This is a genomic window from Aliidiomarina indica (assembly GCF_015354615.1).
Lineage (GTDB): Bacteria > Pseudomonadota > Gammaproteobacteria > Enterobacterales > Alteromonadaceae > Aliidiomarina > Aliidiomarina indica.
Genome location: NZ_JACAVQ010000005.1, coordinates 99,193 through 124,163 on the forward strand (window position 1 = coordinate 99,193; position 24,971 = coordinate 124,163).

Below are 24,971 nucleotides of genomic sequence, written 5' to 3' on the forward strand. Positions count from 1 at the left end.
CACAAATTAAAGAGCCCACGCCACGAATGCGTTAAACAATTCCGCCCCTGGGGTGAAACTCTGTTTTCGTCCCTTTTCAAAACTCAAAAAAACGCCGCTCCGCATGGGCTACAACAGTTCCGCCCCTGGGGTATAACTCTGTTTTCGTCCCGTTTTACACCCCGCGAAACCCGTTCCACCCCTAGGGCGGAACTCTGTTCTATAAATGGTGCAATATCGACGCTATGACATTATCCTAGCAGAAGAGTTTCACCAGACTTTTTTTAATCTTTAAAAATTACAGAAGAATTACAAAAATAGCGAAATTAAAAGAGTTAGAGGGATTTGTTAAAGAAAAGTTGTTTGTTTTTTATTCTATACAAACTTTTAACACATTATTTTTTCTAATGCGAAATGGCAGTTTTTCTCGCTTGAGACTGGTCGGATAACCCCTATAATACGCCCCATGTTCAGGGCAACGCTCTGACAACCAGTTTTAAGGATCGATTGTCGCTTTCCTTAATACGGTGAAACAGATGAACGGATAAACATCTTTTTCATCGGTAGTTCCTGGATTTAACTTCCTCCTTGTTGTTGTTACAACTTCGCCCACTCATCCTTGAGTGGGCTTTTTTTTGCGTTTCATTTACGCAGCGCGTGGTGACATTCCTGATCCCGTGTGCGCATACGGCAACGAACCATCGCGGTGCGTTAGCGATGGGATACGGGATTAGGACATGGTGCCGAGCGGGTGTGCGCGGCATGGATGCCGCGCCCAAGCTTACAGGGATGTACTTGCAGCGTCCCGCGCGGTGGCATTCCTGACCCCGTGTCCGCATGCGGCAACGAACCATTGCGTTGCGTTGGCTACGGTTTCAGGCCGAAATGGGTGTAGGCATGGGGGGTGGCAATACGTCCGCGCGGGGTGCGTTGAATAAAGCCTTGTTGGATTAGGTAGGGTTCGAGCACATCTTCAATGGTATCTTTTTCTTCACCAATAGCAGCGGCCAGGTTTTCTAGACCCACGGGGCCACCCATAAATTTCTCGATAATCGCTCTGAGTAGTTTGCGATCCATATAATCGAAGCCGGCTTTGTCGACGTCGACCATATCCAGCGCGGCTGCTGCAACCTCAGCGGTAATTGGACCGCTTGATTTTACTTGCGCGAAATCACGCACTCGGCGCAACAAACGATTGGCAATACGGGGCGTTCCTCGCGAACGAGCGGCTACTTCACGGGCACCATCGTCGGCTAATTCCATCGTTAAAAAAGCCGCGGAGCGACGCACAATAGTAGTGAGTTCATCCACCGAATAAAACTCGAGACGCTGGACAATGCCAAAGCGATCACGGAGTGGCGAGGTGAGCGCTCCCGCACGCGTGGTGGCACCCACTAAGGTAAACGGCGGTAAATCAAGCTTAATCGAGCGCGCTGCTGGCCCTTCGCCGATCATAATATCGAGCTGATAATCTTCCATGGCTGGATAGAGCACTTCTTCCACCACGGGGCTCAGACGATGTATTTCATCAATAAACAACACATCATGCGGTTCTAGGTTCGTTAGCAGGGCCGCCAAATCACCGGCTTTCTCTAACACAGGCCCTGATGTGGTTTTAATGCCCACACCCATTTCGTTGGCTACAATATTTGCCAACGTGGTTTTACCCAAGCCGGGCGGGCCGAAAATAAGTACATGATCAAGGGCATCGTCGCGCCCACGGGCCGCTTCGATATAAATTTCTAATTGCTCCACCACGTGTGCCTGACCGGTGTAGTCGGCAAGCCGCTTCGGGCGAATGGCACGATCGATGACTTCATCCTCTCCAGTGGCTTTCGCTTGGACAGGACGTTCTGGCATCATACGATCCGCTTCAATCATGGTTTATTCCTGAATTTACATCATGGCTTTTAAGGCAGCACGAATCATATCTTCCGCGCTCATGGCATCAGTTGCAACCTGCTTCACTACTTTAGTGGCCTGATTTTCTTTATAGCCGAGTGCCAACAACGCGCTCATCGCTTCGTCTCGAGCACTAGCAGCAGGCGTGCGCTCAATGTCGTTTATATACGGCGCCGTGCCTTTTAATCCGCCGGTATCAAAATCAGCACCGGTGAAATCTTTGAGGCGATCTCTCATTTCAACCAACAAACGTTCTGCGGTTTTTTTGCCAACACCGGGAATCTTCACCAAGGTGGTTAAATCGCCCTGACGCACCGACTGAATAAACTGGTTGGCACTCATACCCGACATAATGCCCAGTGCCATCTTCGGGCCAACGCCTTGCGCTTTAATTAACAAGCGAAACAACGCACGCTCATCGGCATTATTAAAACCAAACAACAATTGGGCATCTTCGCGCACCACAAAATGTGTCCATAAGGTAACGGACGCGCCAATCTCAGGAAGGTCGTAAAAACATGTCATGGGCAAGTGCACTTCATAGCCCACCCCGTTTACGTCGAGCAGCAACTCAGGTGCGTGTTTGGCTACAATAGTGCCGTGCAAGCGTCCTATCACAGTAAAATCCCGTTGTTGTTATTGGTCTATGTTTATCATAGCGAAACTATCGCCACTGCACACCTGTATTGTGCGCATGACAAATCGCAACGGCCAGCGCATCGGCAGCGTCCGCTTGCGGCATACGAGGTAACTTAAGCAGTTGCTTTACCATGTGCTGCACCTGCTCTTTATCGGCACCGCCGGTACCCACAACCGCCTGCTTCACCGCCCGCGCCGCGTACTCTTCTACCGCCAGTCCCGCCACTGCAGCGGCCACGATAGCAGCGCCCCGCGCCTGCCCCAGCTTTAATGCCGAATCGGGATTGCGAGCCATAAACACTTGTTCGATAGCAAAGTCGGTTGGATGGAACTGCTGAATAAGTTCGCTCACGCCATCGTGAATCATTTTCAAGCGCGTGGCCAAGGTAATGGACGTCGAGCCTCCGGCCCGCGCCAGCTTAATACAGCCACTGCCTAGATAGCTTAAACGCGAGCCATCCTGCTGAATCACCCCATAGCCGGTAATTCGGCTGCCGGGGTCGATACCCAAAATGATTCGCGTCATAAATTGTTAGTCCCAAGCTGAATCAGGAAGCTCAGCATTATGATAGACGTTTTGTACGTCATCTAAATCATCGAGCATATCGATCAGTTTTACCACGGTTTTTGCGGTGTCGTCATCTACTTCGGCTTTGGTGGCTGGTACCTGCGTCACTTCTGCATTATCGGCGGCAAAACCCGCCTGATCGAGCGCATCTTTCACCGCGCCAAAATTCTCTGGGGTGGTAAATACATCAAAAGATTCATCAGCGTAACCCACCACATCTTCGGCGCCCGCCTCTAACGCTGCTTCCATCAGCTCATCTTCACTCACGCCGGGGGCGAAACTCAGCGCCCCACGCTTACTAAATAAATAAGCAACGCTGCCATCGGTGCCTAAGTTACCACCACATTTGCTAAACGCATGGCGCACATCTGACACCGTGCGATTGCGATTATCAGACATACATTCAAGCATGATAGCCACACCACCGGGCCCGTAGCCTTCATAGGTGATTTCTTCCACGTTATCGCCATCGAGCTGACCCGCGCCTCGTTTAATCGCAGTGTCGATAGTGTCCCGTTTCATGTTGTTGGATAAGGCTTTATCAATCGCTGCCCGAAGGCGCGGATTGGTTTCAGGATCGGCGGCGCCGGTGCGTGACGACACGGTGATTTCCCGAATTAGCTTGGTGAAAATTTTGCCGCGCTTAGCATCTTGCGCGGCTTTACGGTGTTTAATGTTGGCCCATTTCGAGTGACCTGCCATAAATAGCTTCCTCTCGATATTTCGTGCAAAAGTGCCGCGCTCTTTGCGCGCGGCTTTATTCTTTCACTTGAATGTTCAGTTCAGCCAAGGCGGCCGGATTCGCATAACCAGGCGCGTCTGTTAACGGACATTGCGCCGTGGTGGTTTTCGGGAACGCGATGACATCACGAATTGAGCTTGCGCCGACCATCAGCATAACCAAACGATCGAGGCCGAATGCCAATCCCGCATGGGGTGGTGCACCAAATTTAAGGGCATCTAACAAGAAACCGAATTTCTCTTGCGCTTCTTCGTGGCCAATCCCGAGAATTTCAAACACCACTTGCTGCATTTCATTATCGTGGATACGCACCGAGCCGCCACCCACTTCAACGCCGTTCAGTACCATGTCATAGGCATTCGACAGTGCGGCTGCTGGGTCCTGTTGCAGCGCTTGCGCGTTCACGCCAATGGGAGCGGTGAACGGATGATGGAGCGCAAAGAACCCTTCATCGGTATCTTCAAACATGGGGAAATCAACCACCCATAATGGCTTCCAACCTTCAGCCACCAAATTGAAATCTTGCCCCAGCTTCAAGCGTAGCGCCCCTAAGGCTTCAGAAACCACGGTTGCCTTGTCTGCGCCAAACAATAAGATATCGCCATCGGCCGCTTCGACGCGATCCAATACCGCATGTACTACGTCTTCTGGGAAAAACTTCAACACCGGTGATTGCAGGCCATCTATACCCGCGGCGCGATCGTTCACCTTCATCCAGGCCAAGCCTTTGGCCCCGTAGATGCCGACAAAATTGGTGTAGTCATCGATTTGTTTACGGCTTAAGGATGCGCCACCGGGTACCTTAATCACAGCCACGCGCCCTTTGGCGTCATTGGCAGGGCCCGAGAACACTTTAAATTCGATGTCTTTTACTAAATCAGCAATATCCACCAATTCCAGCGGATTGCGCAAATCTGGCTTATCAGACCCAAAGCGGCGCATAGCTTCGCTATATGCCATCACGGGGAAGTTGCCCAAATCCACGTTCATCAGTTCTTGGAACAACGAACGCACCAAACCTTCGGTCAGCTCGCGTACCTGCTCGGCTGACATAAAGGTGGTTTCAATATCAATTTGGGTAAATTCAGGCTGGCGATCTGCACGTAAATCTTCGTCGCGGAAACATTTTACGATCTGATAGTAACGGTCAAAGCCTGACATCATTAACAACTGTTTGAACAGCTGGGGGCTTTGCGGAAGCGCGAAGAATTTACCTTTGTGCGTGCGGCTTGGCACCAAGTAATCGCGGGCGCCTTCCGGCGTAGCACGGGTCAGCATAGGTGTTTCAATGTCGAGGAATCCGTGGCTGTCCATATAGCGACGTACGGCGCTTGCCACCCGCGCACGAAACTGGATCTTTTCGTTCATATCAGGACGACGCAAATCGAGATAGCGATAACGCAGACGTTGCTCTTCGCTTACTTGTTGGTTGTAATCGATTGGAAGTGGCGCCGAGCGATTGAGAATAGTGATTTCTTTGGCGAGCAGCTCCACTTTGCCAGTGGCCATGCGCTCATTCACTTGCCCTTCGGGGCGGGCGCGCACTTCGCCTTGAATCTGGATGCAGAATTCCTGACGGAGCTTGTTGGCTTCGGTAAACATCGCTTCAAAATCAGGATCAAAGACCACTTGCAGTAGCCCGGTACGATCGCGCATATCGACGAAAATTAACCCGCCCAAATCGCGTCTTTTATGTACCCAGCCGGCCACACTGACTGTGTTACCGAGTTCCTGTTCTGTGACTTGTCCGCAATAGTGACTACGCATGCTACCTAAATTCCGTGTTCCAAAAGAAAGGCGCACAGTATAAAGGAGAGCGTGGCAAAAAGTCACCCGTTGTAACCGCTTCTCGCCTAATTTAGCGAAGCCAAGGACACACCATGTTTGCCCAATTCTTTCACATCGTACATTGCATCATCAGCGGCTTTGATTAAATCATCGAGGGTGTCCCCATGTTCCGGAAATACTGCGATGCCAATGCTTGCGCCAATTTTTGCGTCTAATGCGCCACCCGTCCCAGTGAGTTTATAGGGTTCGGCAATGCGCCGAAGTATTTTTTCACCCACTTGTTTTGCCTGTTCTGGGTTTTCAATATTGCTGAGTAAAATAACAAACTCATCACCGCCGTAGCGTGCGACAACATCCGATTTGCGTATCACCCGTTGCAGGCGTTGTGATACCGCGATAAGCAGTTCATCGCCAACATCATGCCCCTCTTCATCATTGACCCGTTTAAAGCCATCTAAATCGATAAACATGAGTGCAAATTTCTGCTCTAAATTTTTGTGCGTGACTAACGCCGAACGAATGCTTTCTTGAATACTGGCGCGGTTAGGTAGCTGTGTAAGCTCATCGTGGAGCGCCCGATAGCGCGCTTCTTGCTCTCTCAGACGGCGCCGATGCACTTCTTTACGCATGTGTTGCAGCCATAAAGCAGCGCCAGCGCCAATGAAAATAATACCCAGGAGAGCAACACCACCCCACTTACGCAGCTGCTCCGGCGCTATGCCGCGCTCATACTGCGGATCAAACCAACGCTGTGAGATCGTCGCCTTATCCACATCTGACATCGACAAAATGGCCCGGTCGAGCAGCGGAATCAATGCGCCTAGCTCGCGGCGGACACCAATACTGACCGCATCCCCTTCCTCCTCACGCAATACCGATAAGCGCAAATGGGATAAGTGTTGCTCGCGGGTGCGGCCAATCAACAACGGGAGTGAATCGAGGTACAGATCAACATCACCATCGAGTAGCGCCGAGAACGCTTCCTCGGCAGAACCCACGGTAATCAGGTCCATTTGATTTATTTGTTCTAACTCATCGACAATGCTGTAACTTTCTACCACGGCTACGCGCAAGCCAACTAAATCACCAAAACTACGCACGCGCCGCATGCTTTCGGTTCCAACCACAGCCCAAGGCACATCCCAATAAGGCACCGTAAACGTGCTAAATTGCATACGCGCTTGCGTCGGTGTGAAAAACGTAAGGCTATCAATACTGCCCTGCTGCAATGCATCCACGCACTCGGTCCAGCTTCCACACTCTTGCCAACGGTAGGGTAGTCCTAGCCGCCGTGCCAGTTTATCCATCACGTCGGCATCTAACCCCGACACCTGACCTTGCTGATTACGATAAATAACCGGTGATGAATCGGCGGGAAGACCAATAATCAATGGTTCCATCTGATCCAATAAATCGGCTTCATCGCTGCGTAACGTGAGGGTGCCATCTCGCGAATAAAACCCGACACGAGGACCCGCGTTTAGCGGACGGGCGAGATCAATCTCCAACTCAAATACCGGACCTATATGGCGTTGCGCGACGCTAGCGTCGCACACCCACGCCATCAGTTCGCGGGATTCAATAGCCTCATGCAGTTTATCTTCATCGCTAAATAAGCGAACGCTGAGATTGGGTAACCGACTGATGGCCTCAAATTCCGCGGCAATCTCGGTACCGATCACCCACGCCGCCAGCGGCGCATTTATGTTGCGGATGGCGTCGTCAGAACATACATAAAGCATGTTTGGCTGCCCACTAGCGGTAGACGATTCTTCCTGTGCAACAGCGAAGCCTGAGATCAGAAATACAACGCATAGCAACACCCACCTTAAAAAGGCATGTGTTTGCGCGCGCTCGATTCTGGTTCGGCTTGCTTCTATAAGGTACAATTCATTCATTCCTAACATCATTCGCAGTGCTTCTCACTGCTACACACGAAATAGGTACTCAGTACGTCCATGACAAAGCAACGGGATTCCATTTACGCCACACCACTTACCCAAGTAAGTGATTTTGCCTTTGACGCGCAAGTTGCGAGCGTATTTCCAGACATGATAAACCGCTCTGTACCGGGCTATGCGACCATTGTAAACACCATTGGTCGTCTCGCGAATCGCTACGCGCAGGAAAATACGCGTATTTACGATCTCGGTTGTTCATTAGGAGCCGTGAGCTTATCAATCAAGCAACAATGCTCTGTGTCTGGCGTTCATATTACTGCTTTAGACAGCTCCGCGGCTATGGTTGAGCGCTGCCAAAGTCATGTAAATGCGTACCGCGGCGCTATCCCAATTGATGTGCAAGTTGCTGATATTCTAGACTACAATTTTCAAGCATGCTCGCTTATCGTACTCAATTTTACACTTCAATTTATTGACCGAGAGCAAAGAAACGAACTACTCCATAAGTTATACAATGCACTTCTTCCGGGAGGAATGCTTGTATTATCGGAAAAGATTACTCACCAAGACCCAGTTGCGGATGAGTTATTAATTGATTTACACCATGAATTTAAACGAGAAAATGGCTATAGCGATTTAGAGATCAGCCAAAAGCGTGCAGCCCTTGAACATGTCATGCGCCTTGATACCCCTGAAGAGCATGAAGCTCGACTGCGCGCTGCCGGATTCACCACCGTTCAGGCCTGGTTCCGCTGTTTTAATTTCACCTCATGGATTGCCATAAAAGGGACCACGAATGAGCTCGAATAAGCCCACGGCTCGCGGTATGCAAGCCTACTATCCCTTTTTTGCACGCCTTACAGAAACGCCGCTTGCCCATTGGCTCGAAACCTTGCCTGGGGCATTACAACAATGGGAATCCCGGCGCCAACATGGTGATAGTCGTAAGTGGGAACGTTTAATCGACCAGTTACCCGCACTCACAGCAACACAGCTTGATTTAGCGACACAAGTACAATTGGGTCACGTCGATGAGGCGAGCGACTCTGAGCGAGCGCGTTTACACGGACTACTCCAGCAGCTCAAACCATGGCGAAAAGGCCCTTTTGATGTGTTTGGCGTGCAGATTGATACTGAGTGGCGCTCTGATTGGAAATGGGATCGGGTAGCGCCACATCTTACCCCACTAACAGGGCGGCGCGTGTTGGATATTGGCTGTGGCAGTGGCTATCACATGTGGCGCATGCTCGGCGCTAACGCCGATTTAGTGGTCGGCATCGACCCGAGCCATTTATTTGTCATGCAGTTTCGAGCGATACGGCGCTTTGTACCCGAGTCCATTGCCCGTAACATCGAATTACTTCCGCTCGGCATTGAGCACATGCCCAAACTTGCGGCGTTCGACACCGTGTTTAGCATGGGCGTGCTTTATCACCGCCGCTCGCCCATAGATTTTTTGCAGCAATGTATCGATCAGTTGCGCCCCGGCGGCGAGCTAGTGATCGAAACCTTAGTGATAGACGGCGACGTAAACCAGGTGTTAGTGCCCGGCGAACGCTATGCGCAAATGCCCAATGTATGGTTTATTCCATCATCGGCCGCATTAAGCCATTGGGCAGAGCGTCTAGGCATGAAAAACGTACGCATTGTTGACGAGAATACGACCTCACTTGACGAGCAGCGCCGCACCGACTGGATGGAAAATCAATCGCTTGCCGATTTCCTCGACCCGAACGACATCACCCGCACCATCGAAGGCTACCCCGCCCCGAAACGGGCCGTGCTCATCGCCGAAAAACCCTAAGCGTTCCGCCTAAGAGTTCCGCCCCAGGGGTGGAACTCGGTGTGGAGTAGCCAACGCATCGCGTTGGATTAAATCCACCTCGACCGCTCCCCCGACCAACACAATGCGTTTGCTTCTAAAGTTTACGCTTACGTAAACGTAATCATAAAGCTCATTACTGCATATTCTCAAACGGGTTGGCTAGTGACCTTGATTATCGCCACCGGAATCGTGACCGCCGCTGTCGCTGCCCGGCTCGTCACGACCCGCCGCTTTGGATGCCTCATGTTTGGCGATCGCTTGCGGGATAAACGGCACAGCTAACGTAAGATTGACGGGTAACACAGCAACGCGATATAGCAAACCTAGTAATAAAATCGCTAATAATTTCCATCCCGTACCTGGCACATACAACACCGACCAAAATAAGGCGACGAGGATAATCACTTTAAGCGTATTACCAAATGCCTTGCGTTCAAAAGGCATCATTTGAGTGGCGCGATGGATAATGGCCACCCGCTCGGTGGGTGAATATGCTTGCAAGGCTTCTATTTTACGAGATGAAAAGTAGATCATGCATCCTCACTTTGCTGCGTATTAGTTGATGAAAATAATCATATTTATGGCAATAAGTGTAACACGAAACGGTGAATTCCACCCCAACGCGGTGCGTTGGCTACAGCGTTGAGGGAGATGTTCAGCGGCTGGCGGGTGTGCGCGGCATGGATGCCGCGCCCAAGTCTACATGGATGTATCCACGGCGTCCCGCAAGTTGCTGAGTATCTGCCTGACCGCCGGGGGCCGCGGGCAACGCTCGGGGTTGGACCAACGCGGTGCATCGGTTGCAGCGGTGAGGGAGATGTTCAGCGGCTAGCGGGTGTGCGCGGCATGGATGCCGCGCCCAAGCCTACATGGATGTATTCACGGCGTCCCGCAAGTTGCTGAACATCTGCCTGACCGCCGGGGGCCGCGGGCAGCGCTCGGGGTTTGACCAACGCGGTGCGTTGGCTACAGGTGCCTGGGCGGCGCTCGGGGTTGGACCAACGCGGTGCGTTGGTTGCAGCGGTGAGGGAGATGTTTAGCGGCTAGCGGGTGTGCGCGGCATGGATGCCGCGCCCAAGCCTACAGGGATGTATTCACGGCGTCCCGCAAGTTGCTGAATATCTGCCTGACCGCCGGGGGCCCTGGGCAGCGCTCGGGGTTGGACCAACGCGGTGCGTTGGCTACCGAGGGTTCTGGGCAATGTAGTGCATCGGTTGCAGCGGTGAGGGAGATGTTCAGCGGCTGGCGGGTGTGCGCGGCATGGATGCCGCGCCCAAGCCTACATGGATGTATTCACGGCGTCCCGCAAGTTGCTGAATATCTGCCTGACCGCCGGGGTTCTGGGCAACGCTCGGGGTTGGACCAACGCGGTGCGTTGGCTACAGGTGCCTGGGCGGCGCTCGGGGTTTGACCAACGCGATGCGTTGGCTACCGGGGTTCTGGGCAATGTAGTGCATCGGTTGCAGCGGTGAGGGAGATGTTCAGCGGCTGGCGGGTGTGCGCGGCATGGATGCCGCGCCCAAGCCTACATGGATGTATTCACGGCGTCCCGCAAGTTGCTGAATATCTGCCTGACCGCCGGGGGCCGTGGGCAACGCTCGGAGTTGGACCAATGCGGTGCGTTGGCTACAGGGGGCCTGTGCGTTGGTTACGGGAGGGATTTGGTTTAAGATAGGTATTTGGTTTTTATTGGAACGATGAAAAGGATCTCAAATGACGAACTCATACCCTCATGGCCGTGTCACCAAAGCGATTATTCCGGTGGCAGGCTTAGGTACGCGCATGCTGCCGGCCACGAAGGCGATTGCCAAGGAAATGTTGCCCCTCGTGGATAAGCCGCTGATTCAATACATCGTGAACGAATGCGCGGCAGCTGGCATTACCGAGATTGTTTTGGTGACCCACGCCAGTAAAGGTGCCATCGAAAATCATTTTGATGTGAACTATGAATTGGAATCAACACTGGCTGAGCGCAATAAACAAAAGTTGCTTGATGAGGTACGTGCCATTTGTCCACCCGGCATGACCATTACCGCCGTGCGTCAAGGCGTGGCGAAAGGCCTTGGTCATGCGGTATTGTGTGGTCGCGCAGTTGTTGGTTCAGAACCTTTTGCGGTAGTACTACCGGATGTATTGATTGACGAATACACCCACGATGCCCAGCGTGAAAATTTAGCAGAGATGATCCGCAATTTCGAAAGCTCAGGAGCAAGCCAAGTGATGCTCGAGCAGGTGCCGCAAGAACGTGTCGATCAATATGGTGTTGCCGATTTAGACGGCGTGCAACTTAAACCGCGTGAACAAACACCGATTAAAGCACTGGTCGAAAAACCAAAAGTGAGCGAGGCGCCTTCTAACCTCGCAGTGGTAGGCCGCTATGTATTTTCCGCGAACCTGTGGCCACTGCTAGAAAGAACACCACCGGGCGCAGGTAACGAGATTCAATTAACGGACGCCATGGCCATGCTATTGAACCAAGAGCCCGTGAACGCCTACTACATGGAAGGGCGCAGCCATGATTGTGGTAATAAATTAGGTTATTTGCAGACCATTGTCGCTTACGGTGAACGTCACCCTGAGCTAGGCAACGCCTTTAAAGAGTGGCTTGCTCAGCGCTAAACAAACAGATTTCGGTCGAAGCCTTGGCGCAATCACGATATTGCTCCAGCTTCGACTGAAAATGCGCTTTACAGATTAAGCCCATGCCTTTACGTGGGAGTTTAAGCACGCCATATAAAATGGCTCATTTGCAATGTTGGCTTGATGCACCCGGTAACTCGCATTGTTCCAGATCCCGAGTGCCAAATCAGGTTTGCCGTCATGGCTGAGCATGATTTTATCCCCCGCCTGACACCAGAGCACATCGCCCGTCGCCGCATCAAGCCACACGGCTGTCATATCAAAGGCAGAACGAATCCGAGAGTGACACAGCTCGGTATTCAGCCGCGCCAGCAAATGATGGGGATACATCAACACATTGTGCTCTTCTGACATCGCCGCACGCAAAAAAGGATTAAACAAAGATTTCAGCACCAACAACGACACCACATCTTGTCCACTGAGGGCATTCGCATGGGCCAGAATCATTACGACCTTTTCGTTAGGTAAGCGGTAGTAATCAATCCATACTTTCTCGCCATCATCCACCCCAAGCTTGTGCTTGATTTGAAACTTGCCGACATTAAGAAAATCGTGAGGCACCAAATCTTGGGTGAGCCGTTCTACCACGGCATTATCCTGAAAGAGCACATCAAGGTGATCATCTAGCTCCCAGCGTTCGTGCTCAAATGAATCTTCCAGAGACGCCCGAGTTAAACAGTTTTCAATGGCGTATTCCAACACATCTAATTGCTTCACTGGCTTCACTAAATAATCCACCGCACCCAACCGCACCGCTTCACGGATATCTTTCATATCATCCGACGCAGAAATAACAATGACAGGGGCTGCGTCGGGCTCCACAAGGATTTTTTCAAGTACCTTCAATCCGGAAATATCGGGAAGATTTAAATCACAGAGGACGACATGGGGATGCACCTCGTGCATTAGGTCGAGCGCTTGGTTTCCGCTAGTTGCAATAGACGTCACAAATCCCCGACCCGTTAAATATTGATTCAACAAGTCGCTATAGATGGGGTCGTCTTCGATGATGAGGATCTTTCTGCTCATAAGGGTACTCCAAGCGGACTGCTCCTTTGAGCATTGTTCACAAACAGGAAACCGTCAATCATGGACAGACAATAAAACGTAAAAAGCCGACAAATTGTCGGCTTTTTAATCAATCTTCACATTCGCGCTTTACTGAGCGGCCATGCTCTTTTTCTGATAGGCGGATAAATCTAAACGATAGGCGGTAGGTACGCCCGGGTCCCAGTCATTATCCCAATCATCCCATTCATCCCAATCGTTCCAATCATCTTGGGCGGGTGGATCACCGTCATACACCTTATCTAACCATACGGAGAAATAGGCTTCACGGACGAAGCTATATTCATCAATCGCATTTTCCAGCATCGGCTCGAGCTGCTTAAGCTCAATGCGCTGCTCTAGGCCACGAATAGCGTAGCGCGTGAGCGTTAATGGGAAGCTCATAAATGACATCGGCCAAATATAGTCGTCGACGAAATCGCCGCCGCGATCAAGCACAACCGTAGGCCCCACGCCTGGCAACATCAAATAGGGTCCATCCGGGGCGCCATACACCGCCAAGGTTTCACCAAAGGATTCTTTTTCTGAGCCAACACCCATTTTGCTGGCCACATCAAAAAATCCAAACACGCCAAAGGTGCTGTTTATCAGGAAACGACCAAAGCTTTTGGCCGACGCCTTGCCTTTGCCCTGCAAACTATTGTTCACCACCGAGGCGGGCTCAAGAATATTTTCGGTCATATTGTACAAGCCGCGACGCGTTGGCGCGGGCACATTTTCATAAGCATTGGCCAAGGGCAAGGCAACATACTTATCGAGAACGTCGCGATTAAAATCCCACATGACGCGATTCACATCCTCGAAGGGATCACGCTCATCGGTAAAATCAAACTCGTTTTCTTCTTCGGCAGGTTTGCTCGCACAGCCTAGTAAGATACTCACAAGGCAAAGACCTAGCGTGAAGCGTATTCCGTTACGAAGCACGTTACTGGGCCCTTGTATCATGGAATTAACTCCGTAAGAACAATGCGAACTTGCTGACCGGTTTCACGTTCAAGTAGACGCGGTCGCGCCTCAAAATCACCACTGCGACGCTCCATGGTATCGCCGGTGGTTAACCGTGCGCCCACCAACCAACTGGACGCATTCGATAAACTAGCACCTTCGAGCATCATATCGTCGTCGGTGAGGGTCACCGTCACCGGAAAATCAGTCACGCGTTGTCGCGTCACCGCGATGGGCGCACTGCCGCCATCTGGGTCACGCACAAAAACAAACAAGTTGGCCGTCCACGGCATCTCGTTGCGCAGCGTTTCGGAGATATCAATGGTGACGGTCAATGTCATGACGGTACCATCGAGGCGATCCTGTGCTTGCTGCAGCGAGTTTTGAATACTGGCATAACGGGGATCACGTTCATCCATCATCATCAACGCCATATCCCACGCTGCCACAGCGCGCTCGTAATCCGCCCTCTCAAAATGCACCACGCCTAACAGCCCGAATGCTTCCACATTGCGGTTGTCTTGTTCTAGTACGCGGCCTAAATAACGATTTGCCATGGCTAAATCGCGATCGGTACCTGAGAAAATCAGCGCCTGACTATACACAGTCAGGTTACTAATATTATTTGGATTCATACGATGAGAGCGCGCAAAAGCTTCCAGTGCCTGCTCTAACTGCTGCAACTGCATCATCATGCGTCCATAAAGCGTCCACGCGTTCTCTTCCGGTTCGTTTGCCAGACGTTGCCGCAAACCCAAGGCGTATTCCCACAAATCATCTTCGTTTTGTGGTGCGGCGCTATCGTCGCCAAGCAGCCAATCGCTAAGCTGAGGCAATGAGTCCCAAGCACGATCCGCTTGCTGCTGTTGTTTCCACGAGCCATCGATAACATACACACCGCCGGCAAGCAGAACCAAAATCAGGCCCAACACCCAAATATTGGCAGGTTTGGCTTGTACCAGTTCATCCGGGTTGTCGATCTCAGTGACAAAGGTTTTTTGCAGCTCTTGCTTGGCCAACAACAGCTCTTTATCGGAAATAACCCCTTGCTCTAAATCCTCTTGCAGCTCTTGCAAGCGACTCTCATAAACTTCTTTGTTGGCTTGAATAATGGTCCAGGTTTCCCACTGCTGGCGACGAGCCAACCACAAGAACACCAATGCAAAAGCCAACAGGAGTGCGATCAATAGATACCACATTAGCGATCTTGCTCCTTCTTCTCTAATTCATCTCGTTGCGCCTGCTCAGCTTCAAATGCAGCCAAGCGTGCTTGCTCCTCGTCGGTCAGCTCTGCATTTCCCTGACGCTTGCCACGGACATGCACCACCACAGCGATAATACCAATCAATAACACCGCAAATGGTCCAAACCACAGCACTAGCGTATTGCGGTTTACTGGCGGACGGTAGTGCACAAAATCACCGTAGCGTACTTTCATAAACTCGATAATTTCGGCGTTACTTTGCCCTTCCATAATCATCTGATACACCCGTTGCCGCATATCTTGTGCCAACGGAGCATCGGAATCAGCAATGCTCTGATTCTGACATTTGGGGCAGCGCAATTCACCGGTAAGTTGCGTAAAACGGCGTTCCTGCTCTGCTGTTTCAAACGCATAATATTCACCGGCCGCGTGAGTGGGCGGGCTTAACGCAGCCGCTAACACCAACGCAAACAGCATGCTGCTCAACATCACCATTAAACGGTTCATGGCAATAGCTCCCGACGGTGCTCAGGGATTTCAAGCCCCGCCTCTTGCATCGCCTGATAGTAAATAGGGCCAACCCGCTGTCGCCACACGCGCTCATTGAGGTCACCTACGTGGCGATAGCGAATGACGCCATCTTGATCCACCACAAAGGTTTCGGGCGCGCCATAGACCCCAAGGTCGAGGGCGAGCAAACCGGTTTCATCAAACAAGTTAATTTGATAGGGGTCGCCTAAATCTTGCAACCAACGTACTGCGGCCCCCCGAGAATCGTCTTTATAGTTAAGACCAATAATATACACCTGTTCATCGGCCAGCAGCTGATTTAAGAATGTATGCTCGGCATAGCAGGTAGGACACCAGGTGGCCCACACATTAATTAACAGCGGCCGCGACCCAATAATGGCGTTATCATGGGTAACATCAGGCTGGTACAAATCAGGCAACTCGAACTGAGGTACCGTGCGTCCTACTAATGCCGATTCTAAATGGGTTGGATCCGACCACAAGCCTCGAAACAGGAACACGGACAACGCCAAAAATGCGACCAAAGGCGTCAGTAATATCAGCATGCGAACTTTGCTATTCATGAGCGCTCCTCCGCAATTTCCCGTTTCCGCTCGGCCTGTAAGCGCCGGCGAATACGATAGCGTTTATCAGTCATGGATAACAAGCCGCCCACCGACATAATTATGGCCCCTGCCCAAATCCAGCGTACAAAGGGTTTGTAGTGAATGCGCACAGCCCAGCTTCCATCGGATAGCTCTTCACCCATCGCCACATAGAGGTCCCGCCATGGGTTCACTTGCAGCCCGGTTTGGGTTTGTATCTGACGCTGTATGGTATAGAAGCGTTTCTCCGAAGTAATGTTGCCAAGCACCCGTCCACTGCTTTCCCGTGTAATCTGGAAGTAGGCGGTGTCGCTCAGGAAGTTCGGCCCCTCTCGTTCTGTCATTTCGACAAACTCAAAGGTGTATCCACTTTGACTAAAGGTATCGCCAGGCGCCATCCGCACAGTGCGCTCTACTTCGTAGTTTTGCACCAAAGCCACGCCAATAATCATCACGGCAAAGCCAACGTGGCCAAGCACCATACCCCAGTGGCTGCGCCCCAACTTAATCAATGCTGGAAGTTTATGCTCTCGGCTCGCCACGCGCATTTTAAGCTCGGCGACGGTGGCACTAAGAATCCAAAACGCTAACACCAAACCGAGCACTGCTAAGCCGTGTACTTCGCTGGCGAAAATCCAAGGAAGCAAGAAGGCTAAGATAACCGCCACGCCCATACCAACCAGCACAGTGCGCGTTAAGTCACTAAACTTATGCCGGCGCCAGCGTGTGAGTGGCCCTAACCCAAGAATCAAGGCGAAAGGAATGGTTAACCACATGAAAATTAAATCGAAGAAAGGTTCTCCGATAGAAATATTGCCCATGCCCAATTGCTGATAAACCAGCGGCAACAAGGTGCCCACCAGAACCACAATGGTTGCGGTGACCAACAGAAGGTTATTGCCGAGCAATAATACTTCACGGGAATACAGCTCATAACGGCTATGGCTTTGCACTTTGGCTGCACGAATTGCATACAGCAACAGCGAGCCGGTAATCACCACCCCTAAGAAGCCAAGCAAGAAGGCGCCACGGGTTGGATCGGATGCGAAAGCATGCACCGATACCAATACGCCTGAGCGCACCAAAAAGGTACCCAATAGGCTTAAGCTAAAGGCGGAAATCGCCAAAAGTACGGTCCAGGATTTAAAGGTACCGCGCTTCTCTGTCACTGCCAGCGAGTGAATGAGTGCGGTACCGACAAGCCATGGCATAAAGCTCGCGTTCTCCACCGGATCCCAGAACCACCAGCCTCCCCAACCAAGTTCATAATAGGCCCACCAACTGCCGACCATGATGCCTAATGTGAGGAAAATCCAGGCAGCCAGTGTCCATGGCCGCGACCAGCGCGCCCAAGCAGAATCCAAGCGACCGCCAAGCAATGCGGCGATGGCAAAGGCAAAGGCTACCGACATACCGACATAGCCCATGTAGAGCAATGGCGGGTGAATGATCATGCCGGGATCTTGCAACAATGGATTCAAATCGCGTCCGTCTACCGGAATTAGCGGGATGGTGCGATCAAATGGATTGGACGTGAGCAGCATAAACAGATAAAAGCCCACGCCAATCATACCCATCACGGCGAGTACCCGGGCGGCAAATACCAACGGCAAGCGGCTCGAGAATTTCGCTAACGCCGCTGCCCAACCTGCTTGTACCAACATCCACAACAAGAACGAGCCTTCGTGAGAGCCCCACACCGCGGTGATGCGGTAGATTAAGGGCGTCACCGACGACGAGTTACTTGCGACATAATTGATACTAAAATCGTTAACGATAAAGCCCCAGGTTAGGGCAATGTAGGAAATAAGTGTAAATACGAACATGCCGTAGGTGAGTGGACGGCCTAGCGCCATTTGTCCACCATGCCCGCGCGCCACACCGACCAAAGGCACCACCGCAAGGAGCGCGGAAAAGGCGAAGGCGAGTGCTAATGCAAAATGACCAAACTCAGCGATCATAGTAACCGCCTGAAGACTCATCGTCTTCGTTTGTATTTTCGTCGTCTTCAACTTGCCATTGTGACGGCGGTACATGCTGAATGCCTTTTAAGGCTTCAGCGAGCGCCGGGGGCATATATTCTTCATCGTGACGCGCCAGTACTTGGCTGGCTTTAATACGATTAGGCGCCACTAAGGTACCTTGCGCCACAATGCCCTGCCCTTCACGGAATAGATCCGGAAGGATGCCTTCATATTCCACCGTTACCTCAGCGGGACCGACATCGACCAGATTAAAGGCAACCGATAGGCCGCTGCCTTCGCGCCGCACTGAGCCCGGCACAACTAAGCCACCGATACGCAGGCGCTGACCGACTTCAGGCAAGGTTTTATCGCTACCCTTTCCTTCCACTATCTCCGTTGGCGTGTAAAACAAGTCGATATTCTGTGATAGTGCATACAACACCAGACCGGTTGCCAAAGCAAAGCCGGCCAGAATTCCACCTGTCATGATTAACCGCTTTTTACGTCTTGGGTTCATGTTCAGGACTCTCGTTTAGCTTTTTCAATACGTTGCTGTCGGGCTTGTTGTTTCTTCGCTTCGTCGCGCAATTTGGTGCGTCGCCAAACCGCCTCGAGGGCCAACAAACCAATACAAAAAAAGGTGACAAAAAAGGCTGACCAGACATATACGCCATAGCCGCCCATGGCGATAAAAGCACTCCAACTATCAAACTGCATTTGAGTTCTCCTTATCGCCCGAATTTAGTACTTTCTGTGCCCATGGCCGATGAATCTCACGGCGCAATAATTCGTTGTTTAAGCGCATGATCACCAAGGCTGCTGCCAGCCCCATAAAGGCAAAAATATTCACCACCAGCGGCCACAACATTTCTGGGGCAATACTCGGTGATTCAAACCGAGTAATCACTTTAGTAATCGTCGACTGCTGATGGAGCGTGTTCCACCAATACACTGAGTAATGAATAATTGGGATATTGATAACGCCTACCAGTGCCAAAATACTGGCCGCTTTGCCGCCTGCGCGTTCATCTTCAAACGCCACATACAAGGCCATCACGCCCAAGTACAAGAACAACAAAATAAGCTGAGAAGTAAGTCGCGCATCCCACACCCACCAAGTGCCCCACATGGGTTGTCCCCATACGGCGCCGGTGAACAACGAGATAAAAGTAAGCGCGGCCCCAACCGGTGCAATGGCCAACACCGCCAGTTCCGCGGTGCGAATCTGCCACACTAGAGCAATTAAGCCGGCAATCGCCATACTGACATAAAAGCCCATCGACCAAATCGCAGCGGGCACATGCACGAAAATAATGCGGTAGCTTTCCCCTTGCTGATAATCAGGTGGCGCATAGGCTAAGCCCCATACCAGGCCCACTGCGGTAAGTAACAACCCCGGAATCAAAAACCACGGCAGAATTTTCTGGTTTAACGCAAAGGTTGCTTCAGATTTTGCATAGGGATGTAACCAACGCCACATATCAGTTCACACTCACTCGTAATCCGGCTTTCACCGCGAAAGGGGCCAAGGTAATCGTAATCACCAAAAACGCTCCCATTAATGCCAGTGGACCTGTCGCAGACAGACCCGATACAGCTGCTTCAACTGCAGCTGTTGCGAAAATCAACAGGGGAATAAGCAGCGGCAGCAATAACAAACTTAATAATGCACCACCTTTATTGAGGCTGACGGTTAGGGCCACACCAATGGCCCCCGCAGCACTTATTACGGGCGTGCCCAGTAAAAGGGTCAACCATAATACGCCCCATGCTGACATGGGTAAATTCAGCAACAACGCCAATAATGGCGCAATCACTAATATAGGTACTGCGGTCATCACCCAGTGTACGGCAATTTTTGCCAGCACACTTACCTCCAAAGAGACCGGTAACAACATCATTTGTTCCAACGCCCCATCGCGAAAATCATCGCGGAACATGCGCTCAAGACCCAACATGGCCGACAGCAATGCCGATACCCAAATCACGCCCGGCGCAATACGAGCAAGAATATCTGGGCCCGGCCCGACGCCAAGTGGGAATAAACTCACCACAATAAGGAGAAAGATGAGCGGGTTCAGTAAATCACTGCGTTGACGCGAGGCAACCCGCAAATCCCGTTTCACAATTTGCACAAAGATACCCATCGCCCCGGCCATTAGTGCTGATACCTCAATGCTATCTGTTGTAACGGAAATCTGGCCGCACTAATCGGCTGATGCGAGGTAAGCACAATAGCTCCCCCGGTGGCGACATGTTCGGCAAAGCGCGCTTCAAGCAAGGCAATACCGGCCACATCCAATGCGGTAAAAGGCTCATCAAGAATCCATAACGGCGCTTGCGTAAGCCATAATCGTGCTAATGCTATACGACGCTGCTGACCTGCCGAAAGCCCCTGTGCAGGAATATCTTCCAGACCGACTAAGCCCACTTTGGCTAATAATTCATAAGGAGGCGCCTGCAGCGGCTGCCCTTGTACGGCTGCGTAAAACTCTAAATTCTCAATTGCCGTTAATTCAGGCTTAACTCCGGCTTTGTGCCCAATAAAGAGCATGGCCTGATGATATTGGTCACGACACTGGCGAATGCTTTGTCCCAAAAACTGCACATCGCCGGCTTGAGCTGGCAGCAGCCCGGTGAGAATACGTAACAGACTCGATTTGCCTGCACCATTCGGGCCCTCGATTTGCCATACTTCCCCTGTGCGCACTGTCATATTCAAATTAGCGAACAAGGTTCGCTCACCTCGAATCGATGATAAATCGCTTGCGGCTAACAGAATAGTTGGGGCAGAGTTTTCGAGCGTTTCAGCTGCCATGGATGCCTTTAGTGATCGCAGATAAATTGCGCACATCCTAGCAAAAAAACCCTTTTGGGGCGACTATTATCGACGATACCAACCGGTTTCCTGCGCGAGCCACTGCGGGTAATCAGGATGAGCATTCACCTGCCAGCGCCACCCTGCCGGTTCCGCCCAAATATGCCATTGCCGTCCATCGCTAAAATTACCGGCGCTGGTGGTGATTTGATCGGGATGATAGCGGCTTAAATAGGTGTTGTGGCCATGCCAACGTGCCATTTCCGCCTCACTTTGATAGACCTTTTCCGGCAGCGGCCACAAGGCTCCGAGCTGCTGTAATAACTGCGCCGCTCCCAAAATAGCAACGCTAAGCACGCCGACAGCGACCATGGCTTCAACTAAGCCCATGCCCCGTTGCAAGCGTACGCCGTTGCACGAACCACGCCTGCGCTGATTCAAGGCCACCATCCCATCTCCATATCGTCGCCGGTGTCGATAACCCGCCAGATCCCCTGCCAATGTCGGGCGACATCCTGCAGATCATGCGCAATGTAGATATCAACCTGAGTGCAATACCACTGAGGCTCTGGGCAGTCCTGCTCTTCTAGCGTTATCGACAGCGTAAAGCCTGTGGTTTCAATCGCATCCAGGTTTGTAACCTGCCCGCGCAAATAAGACTCCGCGCGCGCTTGAGCGCTCATCAGCAATCGGTCTGCGCGAGCGATACGCACATCAAGTGAGGTGAGGCGGGTACTTAGCAGAGCCTCTTGAATGACCCCAAGCAAAATAACACTGCTCAGGGTTACCAGAATAAGCACCGCGGGAATGGCAAATCCCCGTTGGCGGCCCCACCGCGTAGCACTGAGTGTCATGCCAAGTACCAGGGGTAACACCAGCTCCAATGCTGTTGTTGCCCACGCTGACGTCCGTGTAAACAGAATCGGTGCTGATCCCAATCAATGCCGTCGATACGCAGATGGCTCGGATCGTGCAATCCATGCCAGCCGTTACTGTCACAATCAGCCCCTTCCGGTCGCCATTGCAATTGGTGATTGCGCACCCGCAAGCCAATCGTGGCAAGCAAAATACAATGGCCTTGTTGCTTCGGTTGTACCTCCGGATGATTGCGCGATTCTGCTTGCAACGCGCGTACACTCCAATGGCCTAGCTGGTAAAAGCTCTGCAAGGTATCCAAGCGCTGTTGGCCGAGGCGTGCTTGCGCCCACAATTGGGTGAATACCTGAAGCCCAGCGAGCACCGTCATGCTGGCGATACTTAACGCTAGCATCAGCTCTAGCAAGGTAAACCCTTGACTATGAGGGTGGTTATTAGCAGGCCGCATACCCACTCCAACGCGGCCCCTGGGTGCAAAGTCGAATACGTCCAAGGGTGCTAAAGATAATGCGAATGCGCGGCAGTTGCGGCGCATCTATCCGTTGCAGCTCAATATGTCCGGCGCTAAACCCTGCCATGCCGAGCGGAGCGGTGAAGCGGGCCGCATTGCCACTGGCAAAATTCCATTGATAACTCACGTTTTCATCGGCCAGAACACACTCGGGTTGTTGCGACTGTTGCCACCAACACCACGCTGGATCGCCTTGAATGTTGCCAGCGCCAAACCAATGATCAACGCCTAAGCCGATACTGCGCAAGCGCGCTTCACGGGCATGACCATATACCTTCTGTACTTCAGCTTGCAGTTGTTGCTGCTGGCGGTAGTGATGAAAATTCGGATACGCTAAGACGCTTAACAGCGCCAGCAGAGAGACAACGAGTAGTACTTCGATCAATGAAAATCCATGCATACGCCCTCCTTGGCCCGCTGGAAATATGAAATTGGTGTGTTTTTTAGTATGGAAAAAAGAACGGGCGATTACGACATTGTTGCGCAATCACCCGTTTATTTTTAGCGTTTGATGTGATGATAAGACCGTGAGCCTATCAGTTGACCTCGACCACCCGTAACTCCGGTGGAATTGAGAAAGTGACGTTTTCTTCACGACCAGAGCGCTCATCCACAGCGGCGCCTTGGCCCTGCTGTTCCGCATAGCGACGGAGCCAACTGACCACATTCTGCACTAGAATTTCTGGCGCAGAGGCACCGGCGGTAACCCCGACCGTGTTCACGTTTTCAAGCCAGGCGGAATCAATGCATGCGGCATCATCGATAAGATGAGCTTTTGTCCCCATTTTTTCGGCCAACTCGCGTAACCGGTTGGAGTTCGAGCTATTGCGCGCGCCCACGACAAGTAATACATCGACTTCAGCGGCGAGTTCCCGCACCGCATCTTGGCGATTTTGTGTGGCATAGCAGATATCGTCTTTGCGCGGTCCTTGAATATTTGGAAAGCGAACACGCAATGCATCAATAATATCGGCGGTATCATCAACTGACAGCGTTGTTTGGCTCATATAATGCAATTCATCGGCATTTTTCACCTGCAGGCTGGCAACATCATTCACCGACTCCACCAAGTAAATGCCACCGGACTCGCTACTGTATTGGCCCATGGTGCCTTCTACTTCCGGATGCCCAGAGTGGCCTATCAAAACACATTCGTGATTACGACGACTCGCCCGCGTTACTTCCATGTGGACCTTGGTCACCAATGGACAGGTGGCATCAAACACTTTTAGGCCGCGTTCAGTGGCTGCATCACGAACTGCTCGCGACACCCCGTGGGCACTGAAAATAACAATACTATCGTCGGGCACTTGATCTAATTCTTCCACAAACACGGCGCCGCGATTGCGTAAGCCATCCACCACGTGTTTGTTATGTACCACTTCATGACGCACATAAATCGGCGGAGAGAACAACGCGAGCGCTTGTTCAACAATGGTAATGGCTCGATCAACGCCGGCACAAAAGCCGCGCGGATTTGCCAGAACAATTTTCATGATGCCTCCACACTTAAAATTTCAACGGCAAAGGTAACACGCTGTCCCGCGAGCGGGTGGTTGAAATCAACAGTTACCATATCAGCGCTCACCTCGCGCACAATGCCCGGAATTTCACGACCATTTGGTTGTGCAAACGAAATAATAGCGCCTACTTCGGCCGGTGTATCCCCTGAAAAGCGCGAGCGCTCAAGGTGATATATATTCTCCGGCAGAGGTTGTCCAAACGCATCTTCCGGCGCCAGCGTAAACTCGCGATTATCGCCTGCTTTCAGACCGAGCAAACAATCCTCAAAATTCTTGGTTAAATTCCCGTCGCCAATCGTCAGACGGGCAGGCTTCCCATGCACTTTCGTGCTATCTGCCGCCGACCCATCTTCCAATTTAATTGAAAAATGCAGAACAACGCGGCTACCGGGGCCTATCACTGAGACGTCACTCATACTACAGAGGTTCCTTTCAGGACGAAGATTTGTTTGCTTCGGACTTCGCGCCCGAGCCAAAAAAGCTATCGTAAATCATTAAAAGTGCGCCCAACACGATAGCGCTATCGGCGACATTAAATGCAGGCCAATGATAGGTCCCCACATAGACATCGAGAAAATCCACCACGTACCCTAAACGCACACGATCAAGCACATTGCCAAGGGCGCCACCAATGATCAAGGTAAAGGATAAGTTTAACCACCGATAATGCAGTGATTGCCGACGCAGCATCACCGCTAAAACGCTGACAATAACAATCGCTATAATGGTGAAAAACCAACGTTGCCAGCCACCCTGATCGCTAAGAAAACTAAAGGCGGCACCATAATTACGCACATGCACAAGGTCAAAAAATGGCAGCACATCGACGCGTCCAAACAAAGGCAGCGCTTGCGCCACCCAAATTTTAGTCACTTGATCGAGCACTAAAATAATGATCGCGAGCCACCATAAACGTAACCCGCTTTGTTGCCATTGTGCCGGTTTATTGGCTGTCATTGGGTG

At 51.6% G+C, this 24,971-nt stretch carries 28 protein-coding genes; 3 read left to right on the forward strand and 25 right to left on the reverse strand.

The window, feature by feature from the left end:
- Positions 1 to 846: 846 nt before the first annotated feature.
- The 6 genes from ruvB to HXZ99_RS08830 form a co-directional block, all read right to left on the reverse strand.
- Complete coding sequence (ruvB, locus tag HXZ99_RS08805; RefSeq protein WP_194756923.1) at positions 847 to 1,860, reverse strand: Holliday junction branch migration DNA helicase RuvB; 1,014 nt, start codon at positions 1,858 to 1,860, stop codon at positions 847 to 849.
- A 15-nt stretch (positions 1,861 to 1,875) separates the two neighbouring features.
- A complete protein-coding gene (ruvA, locus tag HXZ99_RS08810; protein ID WP_194756924.1) occupies positions 1,876 to 2,499 on the reverse strand; it encodes a Holliday junction branch migration protein RuvA in 624 nt (207 codons plus the stop codon).
- A gap of 46 nt (positions 2,500 to 2,545) precedes the next feature.
- Positions 2,546 to 3,046, reverse strand: a complete 501-nt coding sequence (ruvC, locus tag HXZ99_RS08815; protein ID WP_194756925.1) for a crossover junction endodeoxyribonuclease RuvC — start codon at positions 3,044 to 3,046, stop codon at positions 2,546 to 2,548.
- Between the two features lie 6 nt (positions 3,047 to 3,052).
- A complete protein-coding gene (locus HXZ99_RS08820; protein ID WP_194756926.1) occupies positions 3,053 to 3,790 on the reverse strand; it encodes a YebC/PmpR family DNA-binding transcriptional regulator in 738 nt (245 codons plus the stop codon).
- Between the two features lie 55 nt (positions 3,791 to 3,845).
- A complete protein-coding gene (gene aspS, locus HXZ99_RS08825; RefSeq protein WP_194756927.1) occupies positions 3,846 to 5,597 on the reverse strand; it encodes an aspartate--tRNA ligase in 1,752 nt (583 codons plus the stop codon).
- Positions 5,598 to 5,683: 86 nt separating this feature from the next.
- On the reverse strand, positions 5,684 to 7,360 hold the full coding sequence (locus HXZ99_RS08830) for a diguanylate cyclase domain-containing protein (RefSeq protein WP_194756928.1): 1,677 nt from the start codon (positions 7,358 to 7,360) through the stop codon (positions 5,684 to 5,686).
- Between the two features lie 216 nt (positions 7,361 to 7,576).
- Between HXZ99_RS08830 and cmoA the strand changes: the two genes are divergently transcribed.
- Positions 7,577 to 8,329 (forward strand): carboxy-S-adenosyl-L-methionine synthase CmoA, encoded by a 753-nt coding sequence (cmoA, locus tag HXZ99_RS08835; protein ID WP_194756929.1) that lies wholly within the window; start codon positions 7,577 to 7,579, stop codon positions 8,327 to 8,329.
- A 16-nt stretch (positions 8,330 to 8,345) separates the two neighbouring features.
- Positions 8,346 to 9,323, forward strand: coding sequence for a tRNA 5-methoxyuridine(34)/uridine 5-oxyacetic acid(34) synthase CmoB (gene cmoB, locus HXZ99_RS08840; protein ID WP_194757028.1), 978 nt, complete (start codon positions 8,346 to 8,348; stop codon positions 9,321 to 9,323).
- Positions 9,324 to 9,503: 180 nt separating this feature from the next.
- Here the strand turns inward: cmoB and HXZ99_RS08845 are convergent, their stop codons facing one another.
- The gene (locus HXZ99_RS08845) at positions 9,504 to 9,878 is read right to left on the reverse strand and encodes a DUF6170 family protein (RefSeq protein ID WP_194756930.1); all 375 of its coding nucleotides are present in this window, start codon (positions 9,876 to 9,878) and stop codon (positions 9,504 to 9,506) included.
- A 1,179-nt stretch (positions 9,879 to 11,057) separates the two neighbouring features.
- Between HXZ99_RS08845 and galU the strand changes: the two genes are divergently transcribed.
- Positions 11,058 to 11,963 carry a UTP--glucose-1-phosphate uridylyltransferase GalU gene (gene galU / locus HXZ99_RS08850; protein WP_194756931.1) on the forward strand — a complete coding sequence of 302 codons (906 nt, stop codon included), beginning with the start codon at positions 11,058 to 11,060 and terminating at the stop codon, positions 11,961 to 11,963.
- 75 nt (positions 11,964 to 12,038) lie between these two features.
- Here galU and HXZ99_RS08855 read toward each other — a convergent pair whose 3' ends face one another.
- From HXZ99_RS08855 to lspA, 18 genes are all read right to left on the reverse strand, one after another.
- Positions 12,039 to 13,013, reverse strand: coding sequence for a response regulator (locus HXZ99_RS08855; protein ID WP_194756932.1), 975 nt, complete (start codon positions 13,011 to 13,013; stop codon positions 12,039 to 12,041).
- A 129-nt stretch (positions 13,014 to 13,142) separates the two neighbouring features.
- Positions 13,143 to 13,934: an MlaA family lipoprotein gene (locus HXZ99_RS08860; RefSeq protein ID WP_331458486.1), complete on the reverse strand. Its 792-nt coding sequence runs from the start codon at positions 13,932 to 13,934 to the stop codon at positions 13,143 to 13,145.
- A gap of 59 nt (positions 13,935 to 13,993) precedes the next feature.
- The gene (gene ccmI, locus HXZ99_RS08865) at positions 13,994 to 15,196 is read right to left on the reverse strand and encodes a c-type cytochrome biogenesis protein CcmI (protein WP_194756934.1); all 1,203 of its coding nucleotides are present in this window, start codon (positions 15,194 to 15,196) and stop codon (positions 13,994 to 13,996) included.
- On the reverse strand, positions 15,196 to 15,708 hold the full coding sequence (locus tag HXZ99_RS08870) for a cytochrome c-type biogenesis protein (protein ID WP_228517850.1): 513 nt from the start codon (positions 15,706 to 15,708) through the stop codon (positions 15,196 to 15,198). The genes ccmI and HXZ99_RS08870 overlap by 1 nt, the downstream gene beginning before the upstream one ends.
- On the reverse strand, positions 15,705 to 16,295 hold the full coding sequence (locus HXZ99_RS08875) for a DsbE family thiol:disulfide interchange protein (RefSeq protein WP_194756935.1): 591 nt from the start codon (positions 16,293 to 16,295) through the stop codon (positions 15,705 to 15,707). The genes HXZ99_RS08870 and HXZ99_RS08875 overlap by 4 nt, the downstream gene beginning before the upstream one ends.
- Positions 16,292 to 18,277 (reverse strand): heme lyase CcmF/NrfE family subunit, encoded by a 1,986-nt coding sequence (locus tag HXZ99_RS08880; RefSeq protein WP_194757030.1) that lies wholly within the window; start codon positions 18,275 to 18,277, stop codon positions 16,292 to 16,294. Before HXZ99_RS08880 ends, HXZ99_RS08875 begins: the two co-directional genes overlap by 4 nt.
- Positions 18,267 to 18,797, reverse strand: a complete 531-nt coding sequence (gene ccmE, locus HXZ99_RS08885) for a cytochrome c maturation protein CcmE (protein WP_194756936.1) — start codon at positions 18,795 to 18,797, stop codon at positions 18,267 to 18,269. Before ccmE ends, HXZ99_RS08880 begins: the two co-directional genes overlap by 11 nt.
- 2 nt (positions 18,798 to 18,799) lie before the next feature.
- Complete coding sequence (gene ccmD / locus HXZ99_RS08890) at positions 18,800 to 18,997, reverse strand: heme exporter protein CcmD (protein WP_194756937.1); 198 nt, start codon at positions 18,995 to 18,997, stop codon at positions 18,800 to 18,802.
- Entirely contained in the window at positions 18,987 to 19,760 is a 774-nt protein-coding gene (locus HXZ99_RS08895) for a heme ABC transporter permease (protein WP_194756938.1), read from the reverse strand. The genes ccmD and HXZ99_RS08895 overlap by 11 nt, the downstream gene beginning before the upstream one ends.
- Position 19,761: 1 nt before the next feature.
- Positions 19,762 to 20,439, reverse strand: a complete 678-nt coding sequence (gene ccmB, locus HXZ99_RS08900) for a heme exporter protein CcmB (protein WP_194756939.1) — start codon at positions 20,437 to 20,439, stop codon at positions 19,762 to 19,764.
- Positions 20,439 to 21,098, reverse strand: coding sequence for a cytochrome c biogenesis heme-transporting ATPase CcmA (gene ccmA, locus HXZ99_RS08905; protein ID WP_194756940.1), 660 nt, complete (start codon positions 21,096 to 21,098; stop codon positions 20,439 to 20,441). The genes ccmB and ccmA overlap by 1 nt, the downstream gene beginning before the upstream one ends.
- A 66-nt stretch (positions 21,099 to 21,164) precedes the next feature.
- Positions 21,165 to 21,539, reverse strand: a complete 375-nt coding sequence (locus HXZ99_RS08910; protein WP_194756941.1) for a type IV pilus modification PilV family protein — start codon at positions 21,537 to 21,539, stop codon at positions 21,165 to 21,167.
- Positions 21,536 to 21,952: a hypothetical protein gene (locus tag HXZ99_RS08915; RefSeq protein WP_194756942.1), complete on the reverse strand. Its 417-nt coding sequence runs from the start codon at positions 21,950 to 21,952 to the stop codon at positions 21,536 to 21,538. Before HXZ99_RS08915 ends, HXZ99_RS08910 begins: the two co-directional genes overlap by 4 nt.
- A complete protein-coding gene (locus HXZ99_RS08920) occupies positions 21,949 to 22,422 on the reverse strand; it encodes a prepilin-type N-terminal cleavage/methylation domain-containing protein (protein WP_194756943.1) in 474 nt (157 codons plus the stop codon). The genes HXZ99_RS08915 and HXZ99_RS08920 overlap by 4 nt, the downstream gene beginning before the upstream one ends.
- Positions 22,409 to 22,885 (reverse strand): prepilin-type N-terminal cleavage/methylation domain-containing protein, encoded by a 477-nt coding sequence (locus HXZ99_RS08925; protein WP_194756944.1) that lies wholly within the window; start codon positions 22,883 to 22,885, stop codon positions 22,409 to 22,411. Before HXZ99_RS08925 ends, HXZ99_RS08920 begins: the two co-directional genes overlap by 14 nt.
- Positions 22,886 to 23,021: 136 nt before the next feature.
- Positions 23,022 to 23,981: a 4-hydroxy-3-methylbut-2-enyl diphosphate reductase gene (gene ispH, locus HXZ99_RS08930; RefSeq protein WP_194756945.1), complete on the reverse strand. Its 960-nt coding sequence runs from the start codon at positions 23,979 to 23,981 to the stop codon at positions 23,022 to 23,024.
- Positions 23,978 to 24,424 carry an FKBP-type peptidyl-prolyl cis-trans isomerase gene (gene fkpB, locus HXZ99_RS08935; protein ID WP_194756946.1) on the reverse strand — a complete coding sequence of 149 codons (447 nt, stop codon included), beginning with the start codon at positions 24,422 to 24,424 and terminating at the stop codon, positions 23,978 to 23,980. The genes ispH and fkpB overlap by 4 nt, the downstream gene beginning before the upstream one ends.
- Positions 24,425 to 24,440: 16 nt before the next feature.
- On the reverse strand, positions 24,441 to 24,965 hold the full coding sequence (lspA, locus tag HXZ99_RS08940) for a signal peptidase II (protein ID WP_194756947.1): 525 nt from the start codon (positions 24,963 to 24,965) through the stop codon (positions 24,441 to 24,443).
- Between the last annotated feature and the right edge of the window lie 6 nt (positions 24,966 to 24,971).

Bases quoted from the DNA above. Each gene is read 5' to 3' on its own strand.
- HXZ99_RS08820 (WP_194756926.1), bottom strand. From the start codon at position 3,790: ATGGCAGGTCACTCGAAATGGGCCAACATTAAACACCGTAAAGCCGCG.
- HXZ99_RS08870 (WP_228517850.1), bottom strand. From the start codon at position 15,708: ATGAACCGTTTAATGGTGATGTTGAGCAGCATGCTGTTTGCGTTGGTG.
- HXZ99_RS08875 (WP_194756935.1), bottom strand. From the start codon at position 16,295: ATGAATAGCAAAGTTCGCATGCTGATATTACTGACGCCTTTGGTCGCA.
- HXZ99_RS08915 (WP_194756942.1), bottom strand. From the start codon at position 21,952: ATGACACTCAGTGCTACGCGGTGGGGCCGCCAACGGGGATTTGCCATT.
- lspA (WP_194756947.1), bottom strand. From the start codon at position 24,965: ATGACAGCCAATAAACCGGCACAATGGCAACAAAGCGGGTTACGTTTA.
- HXZ99_RS08830 (WP_194756928.1), bottom strand. From the start codon at position 7,360: ATGCTTTATGTATGTTCTGACGACGCCATCCGCAACATAAATGCGCCG.
- ccmB (WP_194756939.1), bottom strand. From the start codon at position 20,439: ATGGCCGGGGCGATGGGTATCTTTGTGCAAATTGTGAAACGGGATTTG.
- ccmA (WP_194756940.1), bottom strand. From the start codon at position 21,098: ATGGCAGCTGAAACGCTCGAAAACTCTGCCCCAACTATTCTGTTAGCC.
- ruvB (WP_194756923.1), bottom strand. From the start codon at position 1,860: ATGATTGAAGCGGATCGTATGATGCCAGAACGTCCTGTCCAAGCGAAA.
- aspS (WP_194756927.1), bottom strand. From the start codon at position 5,597: ATGCGTAGTCACTATTGCGGACAAGTCACAGAACAGGAACTCGGTAAC.
- galU (WP_194756931.1), top strand. From the start codon at position 11,058: ATGACGAACTCATACCCTCATGGCCGTGTCACCAAAGCGATTATTCCG.
- ccmI (WP_194756934.1), bottom strand. From the start codon at position 15,196: ATGTGGTATCTATTGATCGCACTCCTGTTGGCTTTTGCATTGGTGTTC.
- fkpB (WP_194756946.1), bottom strand. From the start codon at position 24,424: ATGAGTGACGTCTCAGTGATAGGCCCCGGTAGCCGCGTTGTTCTGCAT.
- HXZ99_RS08845 (WP_194756930.1), bottom strand. From the start codon at position 9,878: ATGATCTACTTTTCATCTCGTAAAATAGAAGCCTTGCAAGCATATTCA.
- HXZ99_RS08920 (WP_194756943.1), bottom strand. From the start codon at position 22,422: ATGCGGCCTGCTAATAACCACCCTCATAGTCAAGGGTTTACCTTGCTA.
- HXZ99_RS08895 (WP_194756938.1), bottom strand. From the start codon at position 19,760: ATGTGGCGTTGGTTACATCCCTATGCAAAATCTGAAGCAACCTTTGCG.
- ccmD (WP_194756937.1), bottom strand. From the start codon at position 18,997: ATGCAGTTTGATAGTTGGAGTGCTTTTATCGCCATGGGCGGCTATGGC.
- ruvC (WP_194756925.1), bottom strand. From the start codon at position 3,046: ATGACGCGAATCATTTTGGGTATCGACCCCGGCAGCCGAATTACCGGC.
- HXZ99_RS08855 (WP_194756932.1), bottom strand. From the start codon at position 13,013: ATGAGCAGAAAGATCCTCATCATCGAAGACGACCCCATCTATAGCGAC.
- ccmE (WP_194756936.1), bottom strand. From the start codon at position 18,797: ATGAACCCAAGACGTAAAAAGCGGTTAATCATGACAGGTGGAATTCTG.
- cmoA (WP_194756929.1), top strand. From the start codon at position 7,577: ATGACAAAGCAACGGGATTCCATTTACGCCACACCACTTACCCAAGTA.
- HXZ99_RS08880 (WP_194757030.1), bottom strand. From the start codon at position 18,277: ATGATCGCTGAGTTTGGTCATTTTGCATTAGCACTCGCCTTCGCCTTT.
- ispH (WP_194756945.1), bottom strand. From the start codon at position 23,981: ATGAAAATTGTTCTGGCAAATCCGCGCGGCTTTTGTGCCGGCGTTGAT.
- cmoB (WP_194757028.1), top strand. From the start codon at position 8,346: ATGCAAGCCTACTATCCCTTTTTTGCACGCCTTACAGAAACGCCGCTT.
- HXZ99_RS08925 (WP_194756944.1), bottom strand. From the start codon at position 22,885: ATGCATGGATTTTCATTGATCGAAGTACTACTCGTTGTCTCTCTGCTG.